At 34.8% G+C, this 22,136-nt stretch carries 32 protein-coding genes; 24 read left to right on the top strand and 8 right to left on the bottom strand.

All coding sequences use genetic code 11. From position 1 onward, the window contains the following. The first annotated feature begins 89 nt into the window (after positions 1-89). Positions 90-1,148, top strand: a complete 1,059-nt coding sequence (locus IPJ80_13040; GenBank protein MBK7914408.1) for a PA0069 family radical SAM protein — start codon at positions 90-92, stop codon at positions 1,146-1,148. 2 nt (positions 1,149-1,150) lie between these two features. Here IPJ80_13040 and IPJ80_13035 read toward each other — a convergent pair whose 3' ends face one another. Beyond that, positions 1,151-1,447, bottom strand: coding sequence for a hypothetical protein (locus IPJ80_13035; GenBank protein ID MBK7914407.1), 297 nt, complete (start codon positions 1,445-1,447; stop codon positions 1,151-1,153). A gap of 136 nt (positions 1,448-1,583) precedes the next feature. Between IPJ80_13035 and IPJ80_13030 the strand changes: the two genes are divergently transcribed. Beyond that, complete coding sequence (locus tag IPJ80_13030) at positions 1,584-2,204, top strand: hypothetical protein (GenBank protein ID MBK7914406.1); 621 nt, start codon at positions 1,584-1,586, stop codon at positions 2,202-2,204. 273 nt (positions 2,205-2,477) lie between these two features. On the opposite strand, the gene IPJ80_13025 is transcribed toward IPJ80_13030, so the two are convergent. Further along, positions 2,478-2,876 carry a hypothetical protein gene (locus IPJ80_13025; GenBank protein MBK7914405.1) on the bottom strand — a complete coding sequence of 133 codons (399 nt, stop codon included), beginning with the start codon at positions 2,874-2,876 and terminating at the stop codon, positions 2,478-2,480. Positions 2,877-2,947: 71 nt separating this feature from the next. Between IPJ80_13025 and IPJ80_13020 the strand changes: the two genes are divergently transcribed. The 4 genes from IPJ80_13020 to IPJ80_13005 are packed head-to-tail and all read left to right on the top strand — an operon-like array spanning position 2,948 to position 6,276. Further along, entirely contained in the window at positions 2,948-3,226 is a 279-nt protein-coding gene (locus IPJ80_13020; GenBank protein ID MBK7914404.1) for a hypothetical protein, read from the top strand. Then, positions 3,223-5,730 (top strand): DUF3854 domain-containing protein, encoded by a 2,508-nt coding sequence (locus IPJ80_13015; protein MBK7914403.1) that lies wholly within the window; start codon positions 3,223-3,225, stop codon positions 5,728-5,730. The genes IPJ80_13020 and IPJ80_13015 overlap by 4 nt, the downstream gene beginning before the upstream one ends. Positions 5,731-5,750: 20 nt before the next feature. Further along, a complete protein-coding gene (locus tag IPJ80_13010) occupies positions 5,751-6,047 on the top strand; it encodes a hypothetical protein (GenBank protein ID MBK7914402.1) in 297 nt (98 codons plus the stop codon). Continuing rightward, positions 6,019-6,276 carry a hypothetical protein gene (locus tag IPJ80_13005; GenBank protein ID MBK7914401.1) on the top strand — a complete coding sequence of 86 codons (258 nt, stop codon included), beginning with the start codon at positions 6,019-6,021 and terminating at the stop codon, positions 6,274-6,276. The genes IPJ80_13010 and IPJ80_13005 overlap by 29 nt, the downstream gene beginning before the upstream one ends. Positions 6,277-6,522: 246 nt before the next feature. Here IPJ80_13005 and IPJ80_13000 read toward each other — a convergent pair whose 3' ends face one another. The 3 genes from IPJ80_13000 to IPJ80_12990 all read right to left on the bottom strand — a co-directional run bounded on the left by IPJ80_13000 (position 6,523) and on the right by IPJ80_12990 (position 8,784). Then, on the bottom strand, positions 6,523-7,248 hold the full coding sequence (locus IPJ80_13000) for a hypothetical protein (protein MBK7914400.1): 726 nt from the start codon (positions 7,246-7,248) through the stop codon (positions 6,523-6,525). Between the two features lie 70 nt (positions 7,249-7,318). Next, positions 7,319-7,831 (bottom strand): hypothetical protein, encoded by a 513-nt coding sequence (locus IPJ80_12995; protein ID MBK7914399.1) that lies wholly within the window; start codon positions 7,829-7,831, stop codon positions 7,319-7,321. A 119-nt stretch (positions 7,832-7,950) separates the two neighbouring features. Further along, positions 7,951-8,784, bottom strand: a complete 834-nt coding sequence (locus IPJ80_12990; GenBank protein MBK7914398.1) for a hypothetical protein — start codon at positions 8,782-8,784, stop codon at positions 7,951-7,953. Positions 8,785-9,240: 456 nt separating this feature from the next. Here IPJ80_12990 and IPJ80_12985 point away from each other — a divergent pair, with 456 nt between their 5' ends. From IPJ80_12985 to IPJ80_12955, 7 genes are all read left to right on the top strand, one after another. Further along, positions 9,241-9,447 (top strand): hypothetical protein, encoded by a 207-nt coding sequence (locus IPJ80_12985; GenBank protein ID MBK7914397.1) that lies wholly within the window; start codon positions 9,241-9,243, stop codon positions 9,445-9,447. Between the two features lie 116 nt (positions 9,448-9,563). Continuing rightward, positions 9,564-9,881: a hypothetical protein gene (locus tag IPJ80_12980; GenBank protein ID MBK7914396.1), complete on the top strand. Its 318-nt coding sequence runs from the start codon at positions 9,564-9,566 to the stop codon at positions 9,879-9,881. Beyond that, positions 9,878-10,111, top strand: a complete 234-nt coding sequence (locus IPJ80_12975; protein ID MBK7914395.1) for a hypothetical protein — start codon at positions 9,878-9,880, stop codon at positions 10,109-10,111. Before IPJ80_12980 ends, IPJ80_12975 begins: the two co-directional genes overlap by 4 nt. Then, positions 10,101-10,403, top strand: a complete 303-nt coding sequence (locus IPJ80_12970; GenBank protein ID MBK7914394.1) for a hypothetical protein — start codon at positions 10,101-10,103, stop codon at positions 10,401-10,403. Before IPJ80_12975 ends, IPJ80_12970 begins: the two co-directional genes overlap by 11 nt. 274 nt (positions 10,404-10,677) lie before the next feature. Beyond that, on the top strand, positions 10,678-11,130 hold the full coding sequence (locus IPJ80_12965) for a JAB domain-containing protein (protein MBK7914393.1): 453 nt from the start codon (positions 10,678-10,680) through the stop codon (positions 11,128-11,130). Beyond that, on the top strand, positions 11,127-11,894 hold the full coding sequence (locus tag IPJ80_12960; GenBank protein ID MBK7914392.1) for a hypothetical protein: 768 nt from the start codon (positions 11,127-11,129) through the stop codon (positions 11,892-11,894). Before IPJ80_12965 ends, IPJ80_12960 begins: the two co-directional genes overlap by 4 nt. A gap of 193 nt (positions 11,895-12,087) precedes the next feature. After that, entirely contained in the window at positions 12,088-12,582 is a 495-nt protein-coding gene (locus tag IPJ80_12955; protein ID MBK7914391.1) for a ribonuclease H-like domain-containing protein, read from the top strand. A 923-nt stretch (positions 12,583-13,505) separates the two neighbouring features. Here the strand turns inward: IPJ80_12955 and IPJ80_12950 are convergent. The 3 genes from IPJ80_12950 to IPJ80_12940 are packed head-to-tail and all read right to left on the bottom strand — an operon-like array spanning position 13,506 to position 14,876. Next, positions 13,506-14,294 (bottom strand): hypothetical protein, encoded by a 789-nt coding sequence (locus IPJ80_12950; GenBank protein ID MBK7914390.1) that lies wholly within the window; start codon positions 14,292-14,294, stop codon positions 13,506-13,508. A 10-nt stretch (positions 14,295-14,304) separates the two neighbouring features. Then, the gene (locus IPJ80_12945) at positions 14,305-14,634 is read right to left on the bottom strand and encodes a hypothetical protein (protein MBK7914389.1); all 330 of its coding nucleotides are present in this window, start codon (positions 14,632-14,634) and stop codon (positions 14,305-14,307) included. Positions 14,635-14,639: 5 nt separating this feature from the next. Next, positions 14,640-14,876 carry a hypothetical protein gene (locus IPJ80_12940; GenBank protein MBK7914388.1) on the bottom strand — a complete coding sequence of 79 codons (237 nt, stop codon included), beginning with the start codon at positions 14,874-14,876 and terminating at the stop codon, positions 14,640-14,642. 186 nt (positions 14,877-15,062) lie between these two features. Here IPJ80_12940 and IPJ80_12935 point away from each other — a divergent pair, with 186 nt between their 5' ends. The 11 genes from IPJ80_12935 to IPJ80_12885 all read left to right on the top strand — a co-directional run bounded on the left by IPJ80_12935 (position 15,063) and on the right by IPJ80_12885 (position 22,125). Continuing rightward, the gene (locus IPJ80_12935; protein MBK7914387.1) at positions 15,063-15,308 is read left to right on the top strand and encodes a hypothetical protein; all 246 of its coding nucleotides are present in this window, start codon (positions 15,063-15,065) and stop codon (positions 15,306-15,308) included. 95 nt (positions 15,309-15,403) lie between these two features. Then, complete coding sequence (locus IPJ80_12930) at positions 15,404-15,850, top strand: LEA type 2 family protein (protein MBK7914386.1); 447 nt, start codon at positions 15,404-15,406, stop codon at positions 15,848-15,850. Next, on the top strand, positions 15,847-17,520 hold the full coding sequence (locus IPJ80_12925; protein MBK7914385.1) for a transglutaminase domain-containing protein: 1,674 nt from the start codon (positions 15,847-15,849) through the stop codon (positions 17,518-17,520). The genes IPJ80_12930 and IPJ80_12925 overlap by 4 nt, the downstream gene beginning before the upstream one ends. A gap of 152 nt (positions 17,521-17,672) precedes the next feature. Beyond that, positions 17,673-17,936: a hypothetical protein gene (locus IPJ80_12920; GenBank protein ID MBK7914384.1), complete on the top strand. Its 264-nt coding sequence runs from the start codon at positions 17,673-17,675 to the stop codon at positions 17,934-17,936. Between the two features lie 120 nt (positions 17,937-18,056). Then, a complete protein-coding gene (locus tag IPJ80_12915) occupies positions 18,057-18,419 on the top strand; it encodes a hypothetical protein (GenBank protein MBK7914383.1) in 363 nt (120 codons plus the stop codon). Positions 18,420-18,457: 38 nt separating this feature from the next. Further along, positions 18,458-19,264: a hypothetical protein gene (locus IPJ80_12910; GenBank protein ID MBK7914382.1), complete on the top strand. Its 807-nt coding sequence runs from the start codon at positions 18,458-18,460 to the stop codon at positions 19,262-19,264. An 86-nt stretch (positions 19,265-19,350) separates the two neighbouring features. Next, positions 19,351-19,821, top strand: a complete 471-nt coding sequence (locus tag IPJ80_12905; protein MBK7914381.1) for a hypothetical protein — start codon at positions 19,351-19,353, stop codon at positions 19,819-19,821. 6 nt (positions 19,822-19,827) lie between these two features. Continuing rightward, complete coding sequence (locus tag IPJ80_12900) at positions 19,828-20,547, top strand: hypothetical protein (GenBank protein MBK7914380.1); 720 nt, start codon at positions 19,828-19,830, stop codon at positions 20,545-20,547. A gap of 2 nt (positions 20,548-20,549) precedes the next feature. Continuing rightward, positions 20,550-20,975, top strand: a complete 426-nt coding sequence (locus IPJ80_12895) for a hypothetical protein (GenBank protein ID MBK7914379.1) — start codon at positions 20,550-20,552, stop codon at positions 20,973-20,975. An 8-nt stretch (positions 20,976-20,983) separates the two neighbouring features. After that, entirely contained in the window at positions 20,984-21,343 is a 360-nt protein-coding gene (locus tag IPJ80_12890) for a hypothetical protein (protein ID MBK7914378.1), read from the top strand. A 20-nt stretch (positions 21,344-21,363) separates the two neighbouring features. Continuing rightward, on the top strand, positions 21,364-22,125 hold the full coding sequence (locus IPJ80_12885) for a hypothetical protein (protein MBK7914377.1): 762 nt from the start codon (positions 21,364-21,366) through the stop codon (positions 22,123-22,125). Positions 22,126-22,136 lie beyond the last annotated feature (11 nt).

Below are 22,136 nucleotides of genomic sequence, written 5' to 3'. Positions count from 1 at the left end.
ATATTTTATACAAAAATAGGACAAAGAAAACAAATCAATGATTTAAATATGGTCGTATATTTCGGCATATATTGTTTAATATATCGTCTATGAAAAAATCCAAATTGCCAGGAAGGGGAACCGAAATGCACATTCCAAATCGATTTTTTAAACTTCAAACGGCAGCGGATCTTGAGCTTTCACAACAAGATGCTGGTACTGAGAAATCAAAGACGCAATACATCCCAATTGTGGCTAAATCAATGATCAATCCTGTAGCAAGTCCGGATTTATTCATGGATTATTCCTTAAATCCTTATCAGGGATGTGAACACGGTTGTACTTACTGTTATGCCCGATTGACCCATAATTACTGGGGCTACAGCATCGCAGATGAGTTTGAAACAAAAATATTGGTAAAACAAAATGCACTGGAGGTTTTAAAGAATGAATTAGGGTCTACAAACTATGTAGTTAAACCCATCATGCTTTCAGGAAACACGGATTGTTATCAACCAGCTGAATTAAAATTTGGCCTGACACGAAAAATCCTGGACCTATTCCTCTTTTTAAAACATCCGGTCATGATCATCACTAAAAATGCACTCATTCTGAAAGACCTCTCTGTTTTGTGCGAACTGAATTCATTTAATTTGGTGTCTGTTGCGATCTCAGTAACTGCCTCAGAAGACAAAACAAGACGAATCATGGAACCGCGTGCATCCACCATTGAAAGCAGACTGCAAACAATTAGCAAATTGAGAGCATCCGGAATTCCGGTACATGCCATGCTTGCACCGATTATTCCAGGGATTAATGATTCTGAATTAATGGAAATGGTAAAACTAACTGCAGATGCCGGAGCAAGCAGCGCATCCTATCAAATCGTGCGACTTAATGGTCAACTGCCCGAATTGTTTGGGGCATGGCTGGATGAACAATACCCGGATCGCAAGCAACGAATTCTCAATGCAATCAAAGAATGCCACCAGGGTCAATTGAATGATTCAAATTTTAAAACACGAATGAAGGGGAGTGGTACCCTTTCAGATTCCATTCGGCAACAATTCAAACTAGCTTATAAACGCTACTATCCCAATCCACAAAAAGTCACATTGCGTAGCGATTTATTTATAAGAATTAAAAACGGCCAATTGCCTTTATGGTAAAATCAGATCACAACATAAGCGATGTAGATGATCAAGACCAAGATAGAAAAGAGGGAAATCATAAACAAGAGGTCTGCAACATGTTCGGTGCTGCGCTCCAGCTTAGGATTTTGAGTACGCAATGAAATAAATGAAACAATGCAGGCAGCTGCCAGCAACAAGGAAATTACAGAGGTGATTTCATCTATTAAATTATTTTCCTGCTGGCTTGTCAAATGCAAGGAGGTGATCACAACCAGGCATAATCCCAAGAGGGTAGAGGCTGTATTTAAAATGTGCTGGGAAGTGATGTTTGGCATAGTTCTATCAGTTGAAACAAATTGAGAATTACAAATTTTGAATTAATTTAAAACTGTAATTGGAATATTTGTATATTTGATTAAAGTCTAATTACAAGCTCTAAGATAGCTAATCATTTTAATTCAAGTCGATAGGATGAAATTAAATAAAATCTTATTCCTAATTATTGGTTCCATTTACATTTTGTCTTCTTGCAAAAAGGATCCCATTGACATTAACATAGATCCAGTTGATCCAATTGACACCACAACAAGCCAACCAAAGATTGTTTGCTATATTGGAAAATACGAAAAACCAGATATTAATTTTACAAAACATGACACAACAAGTGGCATAGCCATCGGATATAAAAATTGTTATAATTTTAGAGCCAATGTTACTGCAACTTTAAAAGACACTAACAATAAAATCGGAGACATAGATCTTTTCACATATTTCAATAAAAATAAAAATATAAGCTATTTAAGAGAAACTTATACCTTTAATAACATACCTTTTATTGTTGGCTATTATCCATTAAATATGCAAAAAATACCATCATTCAGAAATGAAGATGATTACGTTTGGGCAGCTTACCAATTAGATACATCCAAAAATAATTATTTGAAAATAACATCTATTGATAACACAAGCAGAATTATAAAAGGTCAATTTTCTGCTCAATATTATTTTGAAATTCTATACAGCCCAGGTGAAATTCGAACCGAACCAGATACTGTGCGTTTACAACAAGTGAATTTCTGGGCGAAGTATTAATTAATTAATATGTATATATTTTTCCTTGACCTAGGTTTGAATGCCAAATAGTTTTTCTTATTAAAATAATCCATAGTCTTTCTTCTAAACCAAAGCACTATTTGACCTTCAAATCATGTTTTCATTAAAATTGAATTCATTAATATTTATGTAAAAATTTTCCCATAATTTATACTTAGTGATCAATCGCCACTTTTACAGTGTTGATTATCAAATAGGGTATATTGCTCACCTACCAGGCAATACGAATTACATAAAAAGAAAATCGGAATTCTACAGGGAGCTTCTGCGGCTTATGATTTTGAGCAAATCTTGGTTTTCTTCAGTGCAAATCTCTAGTTCTCTCCGGAGACGATTATTCTCCTGGATGAGGGAATCTTGTTTGACCAATGCATCTGTAAAAGACTGATAATTAAATAATTGCGGAAACCTTTTGTTTAATTCATTGTAAACGATACCCAATAAATCAGTCTTGATTGCTATGGATGTCTTGATCAAATCATATATCGAAGCATATTCCGGATTCTTAAGTCTATGGTATATGCCCGTAGGACTAATATTAATGGATTCCCCAGCTTCAATTTGCTGTATTTTAAGATTATTGAGCACATCACGTACAATATTGCCAATGTGTAGCCCATCAAAAAGGACTTCTTGATACTTTCTTGCCATTTGGTTAATTTAGATTGTAAAATTATAATAGCCAAAATGAATTATTTATTATTTTAATCACCGTTATGTCAATGTTAAATCACATATTTTTCTATTTTTGTACTTCAAACCCAAGACTTATGCTTATCGACATCATGAAAACCATGGCAACCGGTCACCAGATCGGATGGCTAACCAATGGCAAACTCCTTAACCCTTATCAGAAAAAAGTCCTCGATGAGGCTGGTATATCCACCCGAAAATGGACTGAGCTGCTCTTCTCAGAAGACAACCTCTTGTTTACAGACCTCATCAAGGTCTGTGACATCGTTGGAATCAATGTTGAGAACGTAGCTGAGCATTACAAATGAGTGGTTACGCACAAACTCGCCTTAAATCAATTGGCTTCAATCCGGATACGGATTATGCTTTTTTCAAAGCCAATCCGGACGAGCCTTTTGGACAGGCTCAAAAGAAACCTATCTTTTGGGCTGATGACAAAGACAATCTGTGTATCGGGGTATTTGGTCTGGATCGGGAATTCATAACCGTTGACCTTAAAGCCTCCAGGTCAAAACTTGACAATAAAATTTTTCACTTCATTCGTTGGTCTGAGCCAAAAATCATAGATGGCGAAGAGAAAAAGATTACTCCCGTTGTATCTGGCCAAGGAGTTTATCCATACATACCGCTTAGTGTTGTTGAAAAATTCAAAACCAAAACTAAGATTAATACTCTGGTAATTACTGAAGGGCAGATCAAAGCATACGTTGGTTCTAAATATGGCTTGGATATCGTAGGGATCCCGGGGATCCAAATTTGGAACGCTGGAGGACAAAGTGGAATATTTCAAGCAATTGCCAATATCATAACCACCTGCCAGGTTGAAGTCCTAATTTACTTGTCAGATGCAGATACATTAGCTGTAGAATGGAAAGAAGGAAAGGACCTTGGTAAAAGGCCTCAGAATTTTTGTAATGCAGTAATTCAATTTAAAGAGCGTACACGCGATTTTGGTTGTAAACAGTACTATGCTCATATCAATGAGAAATCATTAAGTAAAGGCATTGACGATTTATTAATCGACAATAAAAATGAAGCTGCACAGATCATTAATGATTTAATAGCAAACACAGGATCCACCACGCATTTCAATAAAATGGACCTAGGATCAAAAACAATCACTAAAATCAAAGAATACTTTGGTATAGATGATGATGTAAAATCCTTTTACAACAAATACGAGCACATCATAGGACTTAGGCCATTTGTATACTTACGCGGCTTATATATCTGGGATGAAATTACTAACAAAGTAAAGTATGAAAAATGTGGTGAATCAGCTCAGTTTATAATGGTTGACTCCACCTACTTTATAAATGGAGGAATTCCTACCAAGTACGGTGAAGTTGAAAATGTTTTAAAGCCCATCAAACCTGCAGGAATCAAGGGAATGTTCAAAAATAAATCCAGAGCATTTATAAATGAAGAATCCTTTAAAATCTTCATCGGCAAATTGCTTTACGACATTCCATACTACAATGGCTTTATCAATAGACCGGGTCACCTTGATTACAAAAAGGAATTTGTAGTTCATGACAAGGATGGTCATGAAATGAAATACTACAATAAATACCTTCCGTTGTCCCATAATCCGGAGGAAGGAGACATTCCACTCAGTCTTGATTTTATAAAACACATATTTGGAACAGGGACTATTACTCACAATGGGAAAGTTTATAACGAATGGGATCTAGGTCTTGATTATCTGCAGCTGCTTTATATGGATCCATGTCAAATGCTTCCCATCCTATTTCTTGTATCTAACGAACGTGGTACTGGTAAAACAAAATTTTGGGAGTGGGTTGGAGCGATTTTTCAAGGTAATGTCAAACCAATAAATTCACATCAATTAAATGGTCAGTTTACATCTTTGTTTGCATCTTCCTTACTTGTTTACATAGACGAAGCATTCCTGGACAAAAAAGAAACAATGGAAAAGCTTAAGTCATTGGTTGCTTCAGAAAAAGGAAAACTTGAATACAAAGGTGTTGATTCTGATATAATCGATAATTTTTTAAAAGTTGGAGGAAGTTCAAATGATGAAGAATCATTTGTTCAAATAACTGATGAAGAAGTCCGTTACTGGATCCGAAAAATCAAACCAATTCCTCAGGAAAAACAATATAAGACTTGGTTTACACAACTCCGCAAGGAAATTCCTGCATTGCTTTATTATTTGGAAAGGCGAACCATGGCCACGGAATACGAACACCGGCAATGGTTTGCTCCGGAATTAATAAAAACAGAAGCCCTGGATGCAATTGTACGTGAATCCAGATCCAGCATGGAAATAACCATTGAAGAAGTTGTACGCGATTACATGTCAATGCATAATAAAGCCGTAGTGCAATTAAGTACTCCGGATTTAAAAGAATTGATCCAAGAAAACACAACTAAACTCAGTACGCTAAGATGGGCATTAGAGCAAAAAATGGGCTTAAAAAATACCGGAGTAAACCGGGAGTATGAAAAGTATAAAATGGAATACGATAACCTGGAACAAGTAGAAAAAACTGTTACTGTTTTTAAGAAATCTACTCCATATACTATCACTGCATCCAGTGTATTTTCCTTAGAGCAAATATTTGATACGTTCACAAACGTGCAAATATTTGAAATGGAGAAAAAAGAATTGCATCTATATGGCAAGTCACTGTTTTGGAAAAAATTCAATATCCGCAACAAGGAAATACTTCGTAAAGTGGATGTATTCAAACCTCGATCAAACAATGCTTTGGAGATGCTAATCAAGGAGTGCGGCACATTCCAGGAAGCATACCAAACTACTTACGAAATCAATGAAAATATTTAATAACCCAAAATTTAAAATAAATGGAAAACCAAACTAATCATCAACCTTCAAATGAAATTAGGTCCTGGATCTTGTTAGTTACGCAGTCTATCTATAGGGAAACAGGTAAAAATAAATTTCTTGAATACATTGAAGCTATTTTGCAAGTCAATGTAAAGCAAATTAATGACCATCAATTAGATGGACAGTTTACATCGTTGTATGTATCATTAATTACATACAGGGATGAAGCATTCAAAACTACTTGCGAAATCAGAAATATTTTTAATAATCCAAAATTTAATATCAATGGAAAATCTAATCGGTTTGCTAAATAACAATGACATCGAGTCCAGAATCTTGTCAATTACAAAACAAAAATCTTTTGTCGGCCGACTTAAGCACCGTTTGGAAATGAGGCTTGAAAATGAAACTAGAAACGGCAAAAAAACACAATACATCAAAAGGCTGATCAGCTCCTGTGATGACAAAATTATTGAATTTGAGGCTACGCTAAAAAAGCTTAAAGCTTTAAAATTGTATAACTCTAATTTTAAAGTAGCATGAAAAATAAACCCAAAGCTAGTACTGCAAGATTCTGGCTTGTGATTCTAATCAATAAAATCAAGTCTTTCCGGAAGAAGTGTCTGCTTGGTCACGCCTGGAGCATTGAAAATCTTACAGACCAACGCGGAAGGACATTGAGAATGCAAAGACGCTGCTTGAGATGCAAACAGCGACAAATATTAACGATAAAACGAAATGGAGATGGATCTCAAAAGTTATTTTGGTACACTAGTTAAAGATTTAGAACTAATGTCTATAAATTTGATTTAAATGATCATATTTCATGTAAATTAATTCAGGTAATCCTACTACGATATTGCTTTGGTCATAATGTGTAATTGATTTGGAAGCCCTATTTGATTCATATAGTTTTAACACAGATTTCAATTTTGATTCATAAGTATATGAAAAGATACTGTATAAATAGTCTGCATCAGATTTATCGAGTTTTGAGGATTCAATTTTTTCAAAGAGATAAACTATTCTTTTCAAAAATAAATCAATTTGATGTAAATCTATGTTTTTTTCAAGGTAATCAATTTCAGAACCATCGAATTTATATTCCGAATATAAATATAAAATAAAGTGAATTGCATCTTTACCTGTTAAATATTCTTTTTCAGCTACTAGTCTTCCATTAGTATCCCAATTTTTTGTTGTTCTTATAGCAGTAAAGCTATCAATATCAGATCTTATTAGATTTACTTGATCTGTAATAAATGAATTCAATTTCTGATATTCAAATTGTTTATTTATTAAATTATTGGCATCAATTTGAGCTTTTAATGCTAAATAAACAAGGATTGATCCAATTAAACTACAAATAGGCGCTGTTATTCCTCCAATGGTATCTCCAATAGCTCCAGTTGATTCATTAAATTGATAACAACCAAAACTCCTAGTAAATACATAAGGAGCAAAAAAAACAACTATCAACAAACCTAGAGGCAAAATAAATTCTTTCATTTTCATATTTCCTAACATTTAATGTAAAAACAAAAATATGTTCAATCGTTGACCTAGATTGTTGGGGGCCAATATTTTATTTAGTCTGTTTTTTGAATGTTAAGAAATTAAAATTAAGATTTATTGCAAAAACGGAATGCAAATAAGTATCTTTTCTATTGGCAATCAATTTGTCAAAATTACCATATGTATAGCTTGCGATCAAACTAATTCTTCTATTTATTCTAATTGGAGTTTGAACTTTTATATCCAAACATTTATTACTATTTGTTTCTCCATCAACTTCAATAGATTCTCCAATTCTTATAGATGGTTGAAGTCCAAAACCTAAAGATAACCAATCAATAATTCTATAGTTTATTACAAATGGAAATTCAAGAAAAGTATAATATATATAATATTTTGAATCTGAATTAGGTGCTACAGTGTTAACAACTTTGGTGCCTCTTTCTGAAATACCAATAGATGCATTAAATTGATACTTCATTTTTAAATATTCTAATCCAATTCCATAATCGTAAAAAAAAGCATATCTATTATGCTTTTTATCAAAATCGTACCAAGGCTGACTTATTAAATTTGGAAGCAATTTACAATAATTTAGTCCTCCTGTAAAATATATACTGACCTGACAATTAAGAGTAATCACATATAAATTAATAAAAAAAAATAGAAGTATCCATCTTAAAGTACACATAATTCTAAAAGTTATGGTGTTAAGCAACCAGAATAAGAAGAGGAACAAGGAGCAAAACTTATACTACTTATCTTATCATTTAAATTAGCGTCTATCCAACTCCATTTAACATCTTTAAGGTTTGAGTATTGCTTTGGTGATTGATCTGTTCCAAACGGTAAACTTATTACAAATTTCCTAACTTTTGATCGCCCCATACTATAATTTGAATCTCTATGTAACCATATAGCAATTCCGGTATTTATACCAGTATAAGCATGAGAATCGTACCATTCCCTAGATGGGCCATCCCTATAGATTTTAAATGAAGAAATCTTATCATTCCATGTTCCACCGCCTGAAAAAGAATTATTTGCTAAATTTGAAGCTTGAAATAATTGAGAAGCGATAACACCATTATTGTAAATTTCTCCATATTCATTAAAAAATTGATTACTGAAACAAAAGTTGTCACCTTGAAAATCTGAATCAGAATAGAAACTAAAGAAATAACAAGGAGCGCCTGTAGGCATAGAAAAAGTTGTATCATTTCCATTTTGACCACTACTAACATTTTCTAAGAAAAAAACATTATCAGGATAGTTTAAATCACTAACAGGATAAACATCATTGCTACCAATAGCTGCAATTATTGAATCCTCCGTTGACTCATTTAAAGGAATTCCTGAAGTATCATCTTCGTTAAAGTAAAGCTTATAATGATAAGAATTGTATATATATTCCTCCATAACAATCCCTCTTTTCACTAAATCATCATTAAAATCGCTATCATTAACCTCAACAGGATCTGAACAACTCCAATATAAAAAAATTGGAATTGCAAAATACCAAGCTAATTTTTTCATAAATATAACTTTAATAAATTATGTCTTGATTAAAGGATTCGGACTTCCTACTATTATAATTCTTAATGTGGCATATAGTTCCAACCACATTCAATTTTAACTGTTGGTGTCATGGATGTCAATAATAATTTTACAAAAGGTGTATTCCTGCATCAGGCATCAATATGGAAAAAATTGAAAATCGCCTGATACTGAATAAAAAAATGTAAACGAATATAGTGAATATTATTAACAAATGTCAAGTTTTTTATTAATTATTTTAAAAAAATCAGGGTTTACCCTGATAAAATTCAGGGTAAACCCTTACTCTAATTTTGCTTTTTTATTTCTAAATTATTTTCAAAGGTTGATTTAACAATAAAATACAAATCAACTTTAAGCTTTTTTTAAATAATCCGGAGCTGAATTCCGGTACTTCATAGTGCCCTACCTAATCCACTATGAAAACTCAAATCTATGACATACAACAAAACCAATCCCGCTGGTGATGAACCAGCCTACCTTGACCTGGATCTACTCCTGGTAGATCTGGATGAATTGTTTTTCCTTGCTATGACATCCCCCGATTTAGAATGCTTTGATTTTGCGGACCGACAGAGTTTTGTTCGTTCGTATAGACAAATCCGCCATTTACTAACAAAGCAGGTTCAATTAAATGCCTAAGTATTCATTCTAAATTTACTTTATTGAGATTGGTTTCAGTTTTAAGATAAATTTAAGAGTCCAATATTTGCATTTGTCAATGTATAATTTCATCTTTGTCATATCAATAGCAGTGGATGATCAATCCGACAATTATAATAGAACCTTTTAATTATCCCGGTCACCGTCATGGTAATCCATTGCTAGTGTCTTCCAAGGCGGTCCGGGTAGTTTGTTTAGCCCAACCAACAACAGTAATCTGTACCCCAACCGGTAAGCGGCAATTTTCAGGTCCGGAGTACATAGAACCGCTGAGCTGCAGCTTGACTATCATCAGGCTGCAGTCTCAAACTCAAAGCAAATCATTAAAAAGCAAGTTGAACGTGCTAGCAATAGCAGACCGGGTATCACTCACAGGATGGTGCCCGGTTTTTTATTCTAATGATACCTTATGATTTTTCATCGTAAAATATCAAGCACTAAAAAATTCAACTACGAATACACCGGTGGAGAATTCCCAACATATTACGGTACCGCTTGCAGAATTGTCATTCGCAAATCATGCGGAAAATGTTTTATAGAATTTCAATCCGGATATCGAGAAATCGTCCTTTCCAAATACCTGGTAAAATCTAAATCTGTAAATCAATACTCACCATCAAAAAATCTTAGTTATGCCAGTTAATTCACCAATCGATGCTCAAAAGTATATGCAGATGCATAAACAATCCCTGCACAATCGATACCATGATTTTAATACTCGATTTAATGATGTCATCAACAATAAAAAGGATGCATCAGATTTACAATCCATCGCAAATTCACTTATTAGCATTATAAAAGCTTGTGCTCAAAATGGAGCTAAGTATGCTTTGAAAATGCGCAAAGAACTTGAAGATGAAATGTCTTCAAAGGTTGAGATACGAAAATATAAGTCAGGCGAACTTTTATTTCCCAAACAGCAAAAGGCAAATTAATATGTCTGAATTTATCTACGTTCAAGAATAAATGATGATTTTTTTAAATCACATATCAACTCATATTATTGTCAGGCATTTTGTAATTCATTCTATTGAGTTTAGTAAGCAAATGTATAGCTATACTCAGGTTCTATGCAAGGTTTCCCTTATAGGCATGGCACAAAAAATCTCCACCCTAATTAGTGAGATTATAAGGGTCGTATTTTTTGTTGCCATGACCTTGCATAGTAATGCTCGACCAGGTATTGAAGTGCTTACAAACTTCAATATTATGAATGATTACAAAAAAAATGTACTGCCTGAAATAACCCTGAAGTATAAATCAGGTGAATTTCAAAAAATCTCTATTAAGGATTCTTCTGAAGCTGCAGATTTATTCCGCAAATTCTATGATGCTGATCTCATTGAATATCGCGAAGAGTTTCTTTTGCTGCTTTTGAACCGTGCAAATAAAACACTTGGCTATGTCAAAGTTTCTACCGGAGGAATCACCGGCACGGTTGCGGATCCTCGCATAATGCTAACTACCGCTTTAATATCCGGCGCATGTAGCATTATGATAAGCCACAATCATCCTTCCGGAAGCCTTTATCCATCAAATCAAGACATCGAGCTTACCAAAAGAATTGCTGCAGGTGCTGCTTTGATTGATATCAAACTGATGGACCACATCATCATTACTCCGGATTCATATTATTCATTTGCTGATCACGGCCAGTTATGACATTTTCCAATCCAGATACTCTTACTTGGTTGTGTGGACAATCACTTGCACACAGGCAGGAGTATCTGGATTTTGTTTATAACACTTCTATCAAATACCATCCATTAAAAAAATTACTAAATCTTTTTTCATTAAATAAATCAAAAATCATGACTAGAATTGTTACAGGCAATCTTATCTATAAGACTGCATACAATTACAACCCAAATGAACGAGTTACTATCAAGTATCTTGGCAAAGCATTCCAAATAGGAATTGATGAAATCAACAATGATTTTGTTGAAAATATGCTTTTAAGCATTGGCATTAAAAAAGCTAATATCATCGCTACCGGAGGATATGGATCCTCTAATCATGATGTAGTTGAAATTTTCTTTGCTTATGAAGGAACACTACCTCAGCGCACCGTAGACCTTTGGATTGAAAACCAACATCATGCTTTTGCATCGTATGCAATTGTTGATGGTCTTATCGTTCCTGCTTACATGTATATTAAACCGGGACTGGAAACAGCGATCAATAAAATTGTCAATAATTACGAAATCAAATCATTCCTGGTAAAGCCATTCGTAATTCCTTCAGTACCGGTATCGATCCTGGCTCGCAATCCATTGAATGGAGTACTTGCTGACATGCGCAATATTCCAATGTCTTATCAACATGTAATTGCATTTAAAAAATTAAACTGGGAACGGATCTGGTACATGGATGCCGGCGGTAGACAAAAAATGGAAGTCCGGCCAAAAAATGGCTGGGTTATTTAATGCCTTTATAATTCATATTATAAATATTTTGTTTGAGGAGCGATGCATAATGATGTTCGCTCCTTTTTTTTAAATAAAATCTAACCCATGCTTGATTTAAAATTATTGGAAAAACAACTCGATGAAGCTTTAGAAAATGAAACTAAAGAAACTCTATTAGAATTTCTTTTGAAAGAACGAAAAATTAAAAGCAATGACACTCTATCTGGATTGTGAATGGACACTCGATCAAAATATATTTCTCATCGGATATGCCTATTCTGATGGCTCTGTAGGTTCGATATACGGACCTAAGCTCACTAAAAAATATTTTATGCAACTCCTGAAGGGAGTAAATTATGTAATTGTATACGGTCCGGACATTGCTATGCTTGAAAAGTATTTTGAGATCGATCTGCGCAATAAAATCATTTGCATCAATGCACTTCAGGTCTTCCGAAAATCACTTCCAGGACTTCGAAGCTATAAACTGGCCTACGTTGAAGAACTCTTCGCCATTGTGCGTAAAAAGCGCAAATACAAAACCAGTGTTTTTACAATTTGGAAAGACTGGGAGCATCCTATCAAAAAGCAACATGTTATCGTCTACAATTTAGAGGACGTCAGAAACCTCATGATTCTATTCAATATCATTGTATGTAAATACAACATTTCCGACCAGGACATTCTGCAGTCCAGGTTATACTAAGCCTATTTAAGATAAAAATCAACCACTCGACCAGGATCACGACGAGGAGGATCAGGAATTTCGGATTTTTATTAGTAAATATTATTTTGTGATTATCAGTACTAATGATACATTATACTGATTAGCCTGCTTTAATACAAAATTTCCAAACAGTCATTTTTTGAAATCGATCTCTGGCCAAAGGCAAAGTTTTTGGTAAGAGTGTCCAAAACACGCATTTTTTACCAAAAACGAAAATGAAAGTAGGAGAGTTATTGGTAACAATAAGGCAAAAATTAACAACATATTCACAAAATTTCCCCATTTTTTCTGATTTCAAAAAAGTTTTTGGGTTTTTGGTAAAAATCTACACTCACAATTATTAATCAATTGATATACAATTTTATAATCAATTTTTAATAATAAATTAGGCTTACAAGTTTTAAGGAATTTGAAAAAAGTTTTTGGTAAAAGTATCATCGAAAGTAGGAAAGTTACCAAGAACTTTTTTAGGCATGTCTAAGTTTTACCAAAAACCCAGTTTACCAAAAACTTTTGAGCAGTTGTAAATTTCGGGGATTTCCACGGTGCAGGATGGCTAGGGTGGTGATTCTGTGGTTTTGCCAATTTACAATATATTATTTTGTAAATGCAAATTAGTAAATTGAATACTACATTAAATTGAATTCAACGAATCAAGCTATTTATAATTGAGCAAAGAAATTTACTCCAGCGCAAATAAATTAACGCTACAATCAATAATTTAACCTCATAGATACCAGACTCCATGTAACTATATCATAGCTTGGGCACATTGCCTCATCTGAGGCCTATTCTATATCAGTTAAAAAATTGACGTAAAACGCTGATTAGTATACATTTTGCATCAAATTATTTGCTTTTGATGCAATTTCTGGCTTTTGCCAATCATAGGCCAAATCTATTTAGTGCTTTTTAAAACTGTCAATTAAGGCTTGCAACCTTTCAATCTCTGATTGAGCTTCTAACACTGTATCAATAGAATTGATTTGTTTATCCAATTTACTTGAATACTCTTTGTTTAATTTTCTAATTCGTTTAAACAGAATAAACATTGAACCCGTAATTCTTATAGTATGTAGCAACAATGGGCCAAGTGTTATAAATAAAGAAGTAAAAACAATGCAATTACAATTTTCAAAACTAATAATAGGGAAATAAGAAAAACCAATTACAACCAACATTGCAATTAAACTAAATGATGTTGAAACAGAAGAAAGTTCCCCGAAATATGTTGTTAAAAAAATATAGCCATAAATTACTAAACAAAAAATAGATATTGAAAATGTACTTTGATATAAATAGAGTTCGTCATAATAATGACTAAATCCAGAATTTAATAATACTATAAAAGAAAACAAACCACCTATTAAATACATAGGCCTAAATTTAGGTTTATACTCTCTATCAATATTTGATTCGGAAATAAGTTTAAGCTCTTCAGAATATGACTCAAACCCGGAAGTAATTTCTTCAGGTAATGAAATTTCATTACCAATAACCCTTATATAATGGGAATCAACAATAGTCCTAACTTTATTTGATAATTTAAAACGTTCACTATATGCAGAATTCCTAATAGGATTAGAAAATAAATCAGAAATTTTGTCAGCGAATTCATTAAAACTAACATTAGCTAAATTATAAGCTCCAGCAGTTGCATAGATATGGCCGAAGTCATGAAAATTTAACATAAATTTTCAATTAATTATTATTGATTGGGGTAGAATACTTCAATAAAATATTGAAAATATTTTCCAGAGAATTAGCTATTTTTGGATTATTAAAAGAACAAAATGCATTATATTTTTCTTGGTTTTCCAATTTTTGCAACCTAAACATTTTTCCATCGCCAATTAAAAAATAGCCTGGTTTATTAGGATACTCATGACTAAAACCTTTGGGGTTTAATCTATAAGTATTAACTTTGCCTTTGAACCCATTAATTAATTTCAAAGCTAAAGAGTCTTGATTTGGTTCATTTTCAAAAATGATATCTAAACTTGAACCTTCTTTTAATAAAAATTCCTCCAATGATTTTAAAAAAATTTTTGATTTGAAACTCTACCTGTAAATCTATCTGCAAATACCTTCAATTTGGAATTGCAATTTTTAAATATTGTACCAAATACAATTAAAGCATGCTCAGCTGTTGAATTTTCAAAGACTTCAGGATCTTGCATTTGAACTAAATTTTCAAGTGCCAAATCATAGATTTTTAGCTCATTAAACCTATCATCGGGAAGATTTTCACCATAAAGATTGCGATCCTTCATAGAAATAAAATAATTAGGTAAACAGTTTGGTTTTAATACGGCATAAGGGTAGGTTAACTAGATCGTTATCCTAGTTTGGTGACGCAAAGATACTATATTGTTTTAAAGAAAAAAATAGCCCTTTTTAATTTAACATAACTTTTATATCACTTATTTTTCTATTTTTGTATTGACAAATTAGTGATCATGGAGTTTTTCGATATAACTGTAACGAAAAAGCAAATATGTACCTGGCTCGGACTGATCCATCCAGGAGGTAAAATAGACTATACAGCCCTTCGTCGGGAGTATTTTACAGATAAAGCCCTCAAAACATTAGGAATAGAGCCTGACTTATACAAGCAAAAACGCAAATTCGATACCATCCAAACCAAAAAAATCCTCGAATACTTCAAGCTAACTCCCTTTATAAAGTCTAAATTCCTCAACTAGCTCAGGTTAACTTCTGTTAATTCGCTCTGATTGGCAATTTCCACTTTGTCAATGGTAATTTCGTAGCCTAACGTTTTTTCATTTAAAAGTTCTATTTGAAAAACCTACTGGCTCTTATCGGCATTGGCGCATTCGGTTACTGGCTTTTTACCAGTGCTTCTAAGCACATCTCAAACAATCTTAGCCTTGATAAGGCAACATTAAGCTTCGGAAAAGTTAGCCTGACCGGAGTGCCTTTTACCTTAAATCTTCATGTCCGCAACAATACATCCTATGCACTACCTCTGGATGCATTTTCAGGATACATGACATACGGTAATAATGAACTTGCTCCAATCAATATTTCCAGTTCTGTTGTCATCGAGCCTCACAGGATCAGCATTGTAAGTGTAAAATCAGCTTTAAATCTAATAAACCTCAGTTCATCCATTGCAGACATTATCAAAAGTGGTAAATATTTGCAAGGTGTCAGGATCCGAGGATATCTCACTGTAAAAGGTGTTGATTTCCCTATTGATAAGGAAATCAATCCATTTGCATGAGTATAAGCAAAGTATCTATTGATACAAGCTTAATCCCTCAGCCGGATGGTGAAAATGTCTTAAGACATAAGGATGGCAATACCTGGGACATAATAAATGTCATCATGTCATCGGATCGAAAGATGAGCAATTACATGTGTGATTTTGCTCAACAGTTTGAACCGACCTATGAAGGACTTTATGATTTGTGGTATTGGGTGCGTAAAAACATCAAATACATAGCAGATAAACCAGGCTATGAAAAAGTAAAAGATCCGCGTGTCACCTGGAAGGATGGATTTGGAGATTGTAAGAGTTTTAGTCTTTTCGTCGCTTCTGTTTTACGATGCATTGGAGTTCGGTATAAATACCGATTTACTTCATACAATCAAAATTCGGATCCTACGCATGTCTATGTGATTGCACATCTAAAAGGTCGAGAAATTATTATCGACTCAGTTCACACAAAATATGATGATGAAGCTGATTACACAAAAAAATGGGATAAAATGCCTACACGAATATATCAATTAAGCGGACCTGGTAAAATTGCAATCATCGGCAATGCACGACCAACAATAGCACAGCGCATTGCTGATGCTCCTAAAGGCATTGCACCTAAACGCAATATCAACATCACTACATTGACAGGAGGCCTACTTACCCTGGAACTACTCGATGAGCAACTACGGATCCTGATATCATTTTATGGTGATCCGGATGGAATCTTACAAAAAGCACGTAACATTATTTTTCAGGCAAAGCGTGGAAACTTTCATTACAACAATACATTGCCAACCGGCTACATAGATCCTCGTTTAAATATATTAATTGAGCAAATTCAGCAAGCCTCAAAAAATATTCGAATCAATGGTACCCATTATCGAATTGGTGAAATTCCCTATGAACGTCCTGGTAAGTATCCTGAAAATTGCAATGATATTTTAAACACACCTGAGAATAAAAAATTACTATCAGAATTCAATCAATTGTCTTTTCAAGATCCATATAAACGAGATGGAAAACGATACAAGGAGCTTGGAGAATGGCGAAATAAAATCTACAAGGATCTTGACGAATGCGCATTAAGCCAGGAGTTTGCAAAACTTGTAGATAAGCGCATTGGCAAAACTTCACACCACGTACTGTATGAGTTTGTGGATAAACCCAATGAAGCTCCTAATACAGTAGGTACCAAAACTGTTTTGCATAAACTGGCAATTACTTCCATTGGCCAGCTTGCATACATCGACCGGTCCAATGTTCGCATCATGGTTGAAAATGGAATCATGGCAGAAAATGCAACCAAACCAGATTTAAATAAAATCACTCCAAAAGATAGCATTGATATTTTGAAGAATGCATCAAAATTAAACGATCCAAGAGCACGAATTAATGAACCTGTAACAATTGCAGTTGCATTAATTGGCCTTTTGACTGCAGCTATTAAAGCTGCACAGCAATTTAAAAACGACATGAAGGATAAACGCAAACTTGCGTTTGAAGCTTCCAATCGAGGATATGGATCTCCAGAGTTTTCTGCAGATGGTCCCGATTGGTCTGGATTTGATTCAGGTATCCCAGGTGGACCTGGATCTGGTTTAGATGATAGTTCATTCACTGATTACCTGCCCTGGATCCTGGGTGGTGCAGCTGCTTTATTTGTAGTACCTCAAATTCTTAAAAAATAAATTCTAATCATGAGACAAAGACGTCGCAGAACTCGCAATGTGGAGCCGGTTGCTTCAAGCAAACCAACTCCGAAGGTAAAACCAAAAGCTTCTAAAGGACCTCAATCCAATAAAGCCAAAACATAAATTTTTATCAACTCAAAAATCATATCATGGCAAAAAAATCTTCTATCGGACGCCGTAAAAAATCAACTACCGGTCGTCGCAAAGTAGCTCGCAAACCAGCGGCGCGAAAAGCAATTGGTGCAACGGCCAAATTATTTGGTAAGGTTTACACCAGAAAATCCTGCAGTAAAACAAAAGCAGCTGCTCAGGCATCTGCCAATTCTTCTAAACGTGCAGGTAAATCTGCATTTGTGAAGAAAAATCCTGCAGGTGGCTATTGCACATTCACACGTAATAAGAAAAAATCTTAAGTCATGTGCTCTGGAAACATAGCCTGTAAGTCTTGTGCCCGCAAATCTGCTGTAAGTGGAATTGGTAGACGCAGACGCTCTCATCGTAACAAATCTAAATCACGTATAAATTCATTAAGCATGAAAAAACTCAATTTCAAAAACTTCCAACCCGCATTGGAAGTGGCGGGTGGGTTGTTTGCGAGTAACATCTTGAACAATCTAACCGTGGTTCAGAATAATGCAACCGTTGCATCAATTGCAAAAATTGGCATCGGTTTATTTCTAGGATCCAAAAAAGGTACCGTTGGAAACATCGCAAACGGTCTTATGGCAGGTGGAGTCATCGATCTGACCACTAAATTTTTTCCATCAACGTCTCCAGCTGCATTAGCAGGTGGATTGAATGGGCTTTTAGAACCCCGTCAAAGACCACTCATTGCTGGCGGTCATACGCGCGTTGGTTGTGCTCAGGAAGTCACACACACTAGCGTATTCGCATAATTTCAATTTCATTAATTAATCAACTCAAAATCGTAACCGTGAAAAATTTAAAAACATATCTTGGCCTTGTGCTTGCAATTGTAGCATCCCTTGCATGCGGATTTATTTTCGATCATGAATCAATTGCATGTGCTTCTATGATGGTAGTGGCACCAGATCCACTTCGTGCAGCTTTCTCTCGCTGTGTTGAAACTTTCAAAGCTAAATACAATGTTTCGGACATTTCAGAATTAGGATTGCAACAATACACATGCAGAATGTTAAAAGAATTATCCAATACAAATAATTCTTACACATTGGATCCAAAAAATAAAAATGCAACCAATACTGACATCCAAACATTTGAGCAATTATTACCTGATAAAGTAGAATTCTTTGTTGGATTTATTCGTGTAGGTTACCGTAAATGGGATGCAACGAATAAATTTTTGTATCCATTGTTTTCACATGAAGATGCAAACTACTTAACGGTAGCCAATGAGCTTAACTCAATGTATGCATTGTTTAATGGCAACATCGACATCTTGACTGACAATTCTGCAAGGACTGTGTCATTCTTAAATGATAACTTCCGCAGAAATCCTGGACAACAATACGAATTGGTAGCATCAGCTCAACCATTCTGGCCTGCATACGGTCCAACTTTAGAGGACAAAGGTTATCATCAAGCAGCTCCAAACTTGGTTATGGATACCAATAAAGTAAATCAACTTAAAGTATTGTTGAAAGGGTACCAGGCTGCAATTGCAGGAGGTGCAAACTACAACTTACTTGAAGTTGATTTATATGGTTGGAATTTCTCTGGCCTCATGAACAGCGGAGGAAACTGCCCAATCGCTGCATAAACGTCTTGCGTTTGGTTTAAATAAATTAGAATTAGGAGGCCTATCCTTAGGCCTCCTAATTTTCAAATCCTTTTAAAAACAAAAACATGAATGGACTTATGCAACAAATGGATCCGCATTTCAGAGCGCATCCTGCACGTTATACACATACTGAAGAAGTGGTCATGGATGGACAACGTCGTATCCAATTAAATGACAATAACTTACTTCAGAATAAGCACATCATTGGTCTTGCAGTCATTCGAAAATTAACTAACTCCAAGTCACCATCAGGACGAACCATCGTTTCAGATGTTGTAATGGATGCAGCTTTTTTGACAATCCGATCCGGCCAACGTGATACACTCAGGGATTTTCCGATTGCACTTGCTTCTAAAAAAGCAGATGGTACTGCAGGTGTTGGTGAATACATGCAACTATCAATCCCTGGAGGCATTGTTCCAAATTCTTCTTACATCCAAATTGCTGATGGTGTTACCATCACTGCAAATGAATCATTCGTTTTGGTTTGGTATTATTTGCCTGATGAAGACGCAAATTGTCAAAATCCACTGTAATCAACTATGAAAGCAGCACTGAGATCAGTAAATGATGTTAAAGAATGGTTTTTTCAAATGAAATTACCATTCTGGTCATTATGGAATGGCCATGGTAAAGATTTAAAAGATCGCGCTGCTTATAATAGTGATACACATGACTTAGAAGAATCATGGGAAATTTTACAAGCAACACTTAATCGTAAATCTCCGTCCGGAGGTCGGTTAACAGTTTTTGTTACCGAAAAATGGGGAAGTTCAGTAGGAGCTACGGAATTTATTGAATTTGCAAATCAAGTTGCAGGTATACAAGGAATCCACGCAGTAACTCCATTTGGCATTAATGGCAAATCACTGGAAGATCACATTGGCGAACAAGTAAATGCTAAAATTGAATCCATGGAAAAGGATCGCCGCATTCGAGAACTCGAAGAGCAACTTGCTGAAAAAAATGCAGGATCAGGAATTAATCGCATACTTAACCGCCTTGGAGACAACATGCCGCTTGAAGAAATTCTGGTTGGAGTAATAAATAAATTTTTAGGAATCAATGCAAAGATGCCTGCTACCGCAATAAATGGCACTCCTGAACAAGTCGAATTAACACAGCAACAAATCGATTTAATTAATGATGCACTTGCACGCATTCAAAATCATTTTGATGATGTTCCAGGTTGCATGCAAAAACTTGCTGCATGGATTGAAAAAAATCCTGCAATGGCAAAATCACTTTTATCAAACTTATAATTATGATGAATCCAGTTATAGCAAAAATTGTAGGAATCAAATTACCGGTTTGGAATAATAACATAGTCCAGGATAATCCACGGGCACAGTTAAAAACAAAAGATGGCCGTCCCATAAACGAATTTATCATACTTACACGTCCAGCTGTTTTTAAAAATGGTAAAATCGATAACGTTCGAAACATTATCATTTTTAGAAACGTTGGCACTACTGATTGCTACATCAATGGCAATATTAAATTAACTCCAAACTCATCACTGCAGTTTGGATCATCAAACAATACAGATCTCAATTATCAAATTTACTCTTACGATTTTCCTATAGATCCATTTAATGCTGTTGGCAATAATCGTTTGGAAATCATTGAATCTGTTTTGTGTGAACTATACACTTCATCTTATCAACCACAAGGAATCTTTTTATCATGATTTGCTTGATGTTCGGAATAAGTGTTAGTGCCGGACAAGCTGGAGCCGGTGGTGGAACCGATCCATACAACAATGCTTTTGCAAAAACAAGGCAATGGAGAATTGCAGCAGCTACAACCGTGCCTGCAGGAGCAATGATCGTTACTATTGTTTCCAGAGGCTTGTTTGATTCAACAATTAAATATGGTACCGGAAATCCAGAATTATTAAGACCCGGTGGATCATATACGTTTACCGCACAATTAAATCCGGTAACTAAAACCTGGGAATTATCAAAAGAAATTATAGTTACTCCGAATCCTGGAGATGATATTGAAATCATGGTTTCATATCCTTCGAATTCAGCAGTTAACCCCGATTCAATTTAACCAATAAACCCATATCCAAAATGAAACACATTTTTAAATTTTTACTTTTAATGCTTGCACTTACTGCAGCATTAGTTACTGCAAACGCTCAAGCAGGTTTGCAAGGTCAAGTTTATGACTATGAACAACGTTGGCTTTGCGATTCAGCCACAGCAACAACATTTTATCGCTTAGATGTTCACCGCCCTGGACAAACTGCTGTAACCATCGGCAATTATAAACCAGATGGATCGTCATACACTCCGACATCTACAATCTTAAGCGGACCGTGTACATCCGGCGGATCATTTCCTGATTCGACATACCAATACTTAGCCCTGGAACATTGTGACTGGGTAACGGCTACAGGTGGAACACCTTACTTCGTATTGATTAGAATTGGCACTAAAAATTCTACAGGAGCAACTCAAAGATCTTATTTAGGTACATTTAACGCGTCTACAGGTGCAACATACACCCCAACTGGTACACCTATGGATGGCTACTGTGCTGGTTATGCTGATCGTCTTACTACAACATTAATAAATTTAACTGCTATAAATACAACAGGAGTAATTTCGACACCAGCCGGAAAACATTCTATCGAAATTATGAATATTGGAACTGTTAAAGGAACAGTCACATGCAACTCTACCACTATTGATTTATATCCTGGAATGAAGTGGTTTTGTTATTCACAATTAGACCCCGTTTCAAATGAATTGCTAGGTTGCCCTTCAGTTAATTATGATTCGTCCACTAATGGAAACACTACTTTTTTAATAGTCCGCAAAGGCGACTAATCTTAATAAAA

Source organism: Saprospiraceae bacterium (assembly GCA_016714025.1).
Taxonomy (GTDB): Bacteria; Bacteroidota; Bacteroidia; order Chitinophagales; family Saprospiraceae; genus Vicinibacter.
The sequence above is the reverse complement of the archived record's forward strand: the minus strand, read 5'-3'. Positions and strand labels throughout refer to the sequence as shown.

Bases quoted from the DNA above. Each gene is read 5' to 3' on its own strand.
- IPJ80_13040 (MBK7914408.1), top strand. From the start codon at position 90: ATGAAAAAATCCAAATTGCCAGGAAGGGGAACCGAAATGCACATTCCA.
- IPJ80_13035 (MBK7914407.1), bottom strand. From the start codon at position 1,447: ATGCCAAACATCACTTCCCAGCACATTTTAAATACAGCCTCTACCCTC.
- IPJ80_13030 (MBK7914406.1), top strand. From the start codon at position 1,584: ATGAAATTAAATAAAATCTTATTCCTAATTATTGGTTCCATTTACATT.
- IPJ80_13025 (MBK7914405.1), bottom strand. From the start codon at position 2,876: ATGGCAAGAAAGTATCAAGAAGTCCTTTTTGATGGGCTACACATTGGC.
- IPJ80_13020 (MBK7914404.1), top strand. From the start codon at position 2,948: ATGTTAAATCACATATTTTTCTATTTTTGTACTTCAAACCCAAGACTT.
- IPJ80_13015 (MBK7914403.1), top strand. From the start codon at position 3,223: ATGAGTGGTTACGCACAAACTCGCCTTAAATCAATTGGCTTCAATCCG.
- IPJ80_13010 (MBK7914402.1), top strand. From the start codon at position 5,751: ATGGAAAACCAAACTAATCATCAACCTTCAAATGAAATTAGGTCCTGG.
- IPJ80_13005 (MBK7914401.1), top strand. From the start codon at position 6,019: ATGGAAAATCTAATCGGTTTGCTAAATAACAATGACATCGAGTCCAGA.
- IPJ80_13000 (MBK7914400.1), bottom strand. From the start codon at position 7,248: ATGAAAATGAAAGAATTTATTTTGCCTCTAGGTTTGTTGATAGTTGTT.
- IPJ80_12990 (MBK7914398.1), bottom strand. From the start codon at position 8,784: ATGAAAAAATTAGCTTGGTATTTTGCAATTCCAATTTTTTTATATTGG.
- IPJ80_12985 (MBK7914397.1), top strand. From the start codon at position 9,241: ATGACATACAACAAAACCAATCCCGCTGGTGATGAACCAGCCTACCTT.
- IPJ80_12980 (MBK7914396.1), top strand. From the start codon at position 9,564: ATGATCAATCCGACAATTATAATAGAACCTTTTAATTATCCCGGTCAC.
- IPJ80_12975 (MBK7914395.1), top strand. From the start codon at position 9,878: ATGATTTTTCATCGTAAAATATCAAGCACTAAAAAATTCAACTACGAA.
- IPJ80_12970 (MBK7914394.1), top strand. From the start codon at position 10,101: ATGCCAGTTAATTCACCAATCGATGCTCAAAAGTATATGCAGATGCAT.
- IPJ80_12965 (MBK7914393.1), top strand. From the start codon at position 10,678: ATGAATGATTACAAAAAAAATGTACTGCCTGAAATAACCCTGAAGTAT.
- IPJ80_12960 (MBK7914392.1), top strand. From the start codon at position 11,127: ATGACATTTTCCAATCCAGATACTCTTACTTGGTTGTGTGGACAATCA.
- IPJ80_12955 (MBK7914391.1), top strand. From the start codon at position 12,088: ATGACACTCTATCTGGATTGTGAATGGACACTCGATCAAAATATATTT.
- IPJ80_12950 (MBK7914390.1), bottom strand. From the start codon at position 14,294: ATGTTAAATTTTCATGACTTCGGCCATATCTATGCAACTGCTGGAGCT.
- IPJ80_12940 (MBK7914388.1), bottom strand. From the start codon at position 14,876: ATGAAGGATCGCAATCTTTATGGTGAAAATCTTCCCGATGATAGGTTT.
- IPJ80_12935 (MBK7914387.1), top strand. From the start codon at position 15,063: ATGGAGTTTTTCGATATAACTGTAACGAAAAAGCAAATATGTACCTGG.
- IPJ80_12925 (MBK7914385.1), top strand. From the start codon at position 15,847: ATGAGTATAAGCAAAGTATCTATTGATACAAGCTTAATCCCTCAGCCG.
- IPJ80_12920 (MBK7914384.1), top strand. From the start codon at position 17,673: ATGGCAAAAAAATCTTCTATCGGACGCCGTAAAAAATCAACTACCGGT.
- IPJ80_12915 (MBK7914383.1), top strand. From the start codon at position 18,057: ATGAAAAAACTCAATTTCAAAAACTTCCAACCCGCATTGGAAGTGGCG.
- IPJ80_12905 (MBK7914381.1), top strand. From the start codon at position 19,351: ATGAATGGACTTATGCAACAAATGGATCCGCATTTCAGAGCGCATCCT.
- IPJ80_12900 (MBK7914380.1), top strand. From the start codon at position 19,828: ATGAAAGCAGCACTGAGATCAGTAAATGATGTTAAAGAATGGTTTTTT.
- IPJ80_12895 (MBK7914379.1), top strand. From the start codon at position 20,550: ATGATGAATCCAGTTATAGCAAAAATTGTAGGAATCAAATTACCGGTT.
- IPJ80_12890 (MBK7914378.1), top strand. From the start codon at position 20,984: ATGTTCGGAATAAGTGTTAGTGCCGGACAAGCTGGAGCCGGTGGTGGA.
- IPJ80_12885 (MBK7914377.1), top strand. From the start codon at position 21,364: ATGAAACACATTTTTAAATTTTTACTTTTAATGCTTGCACTTACTGCA.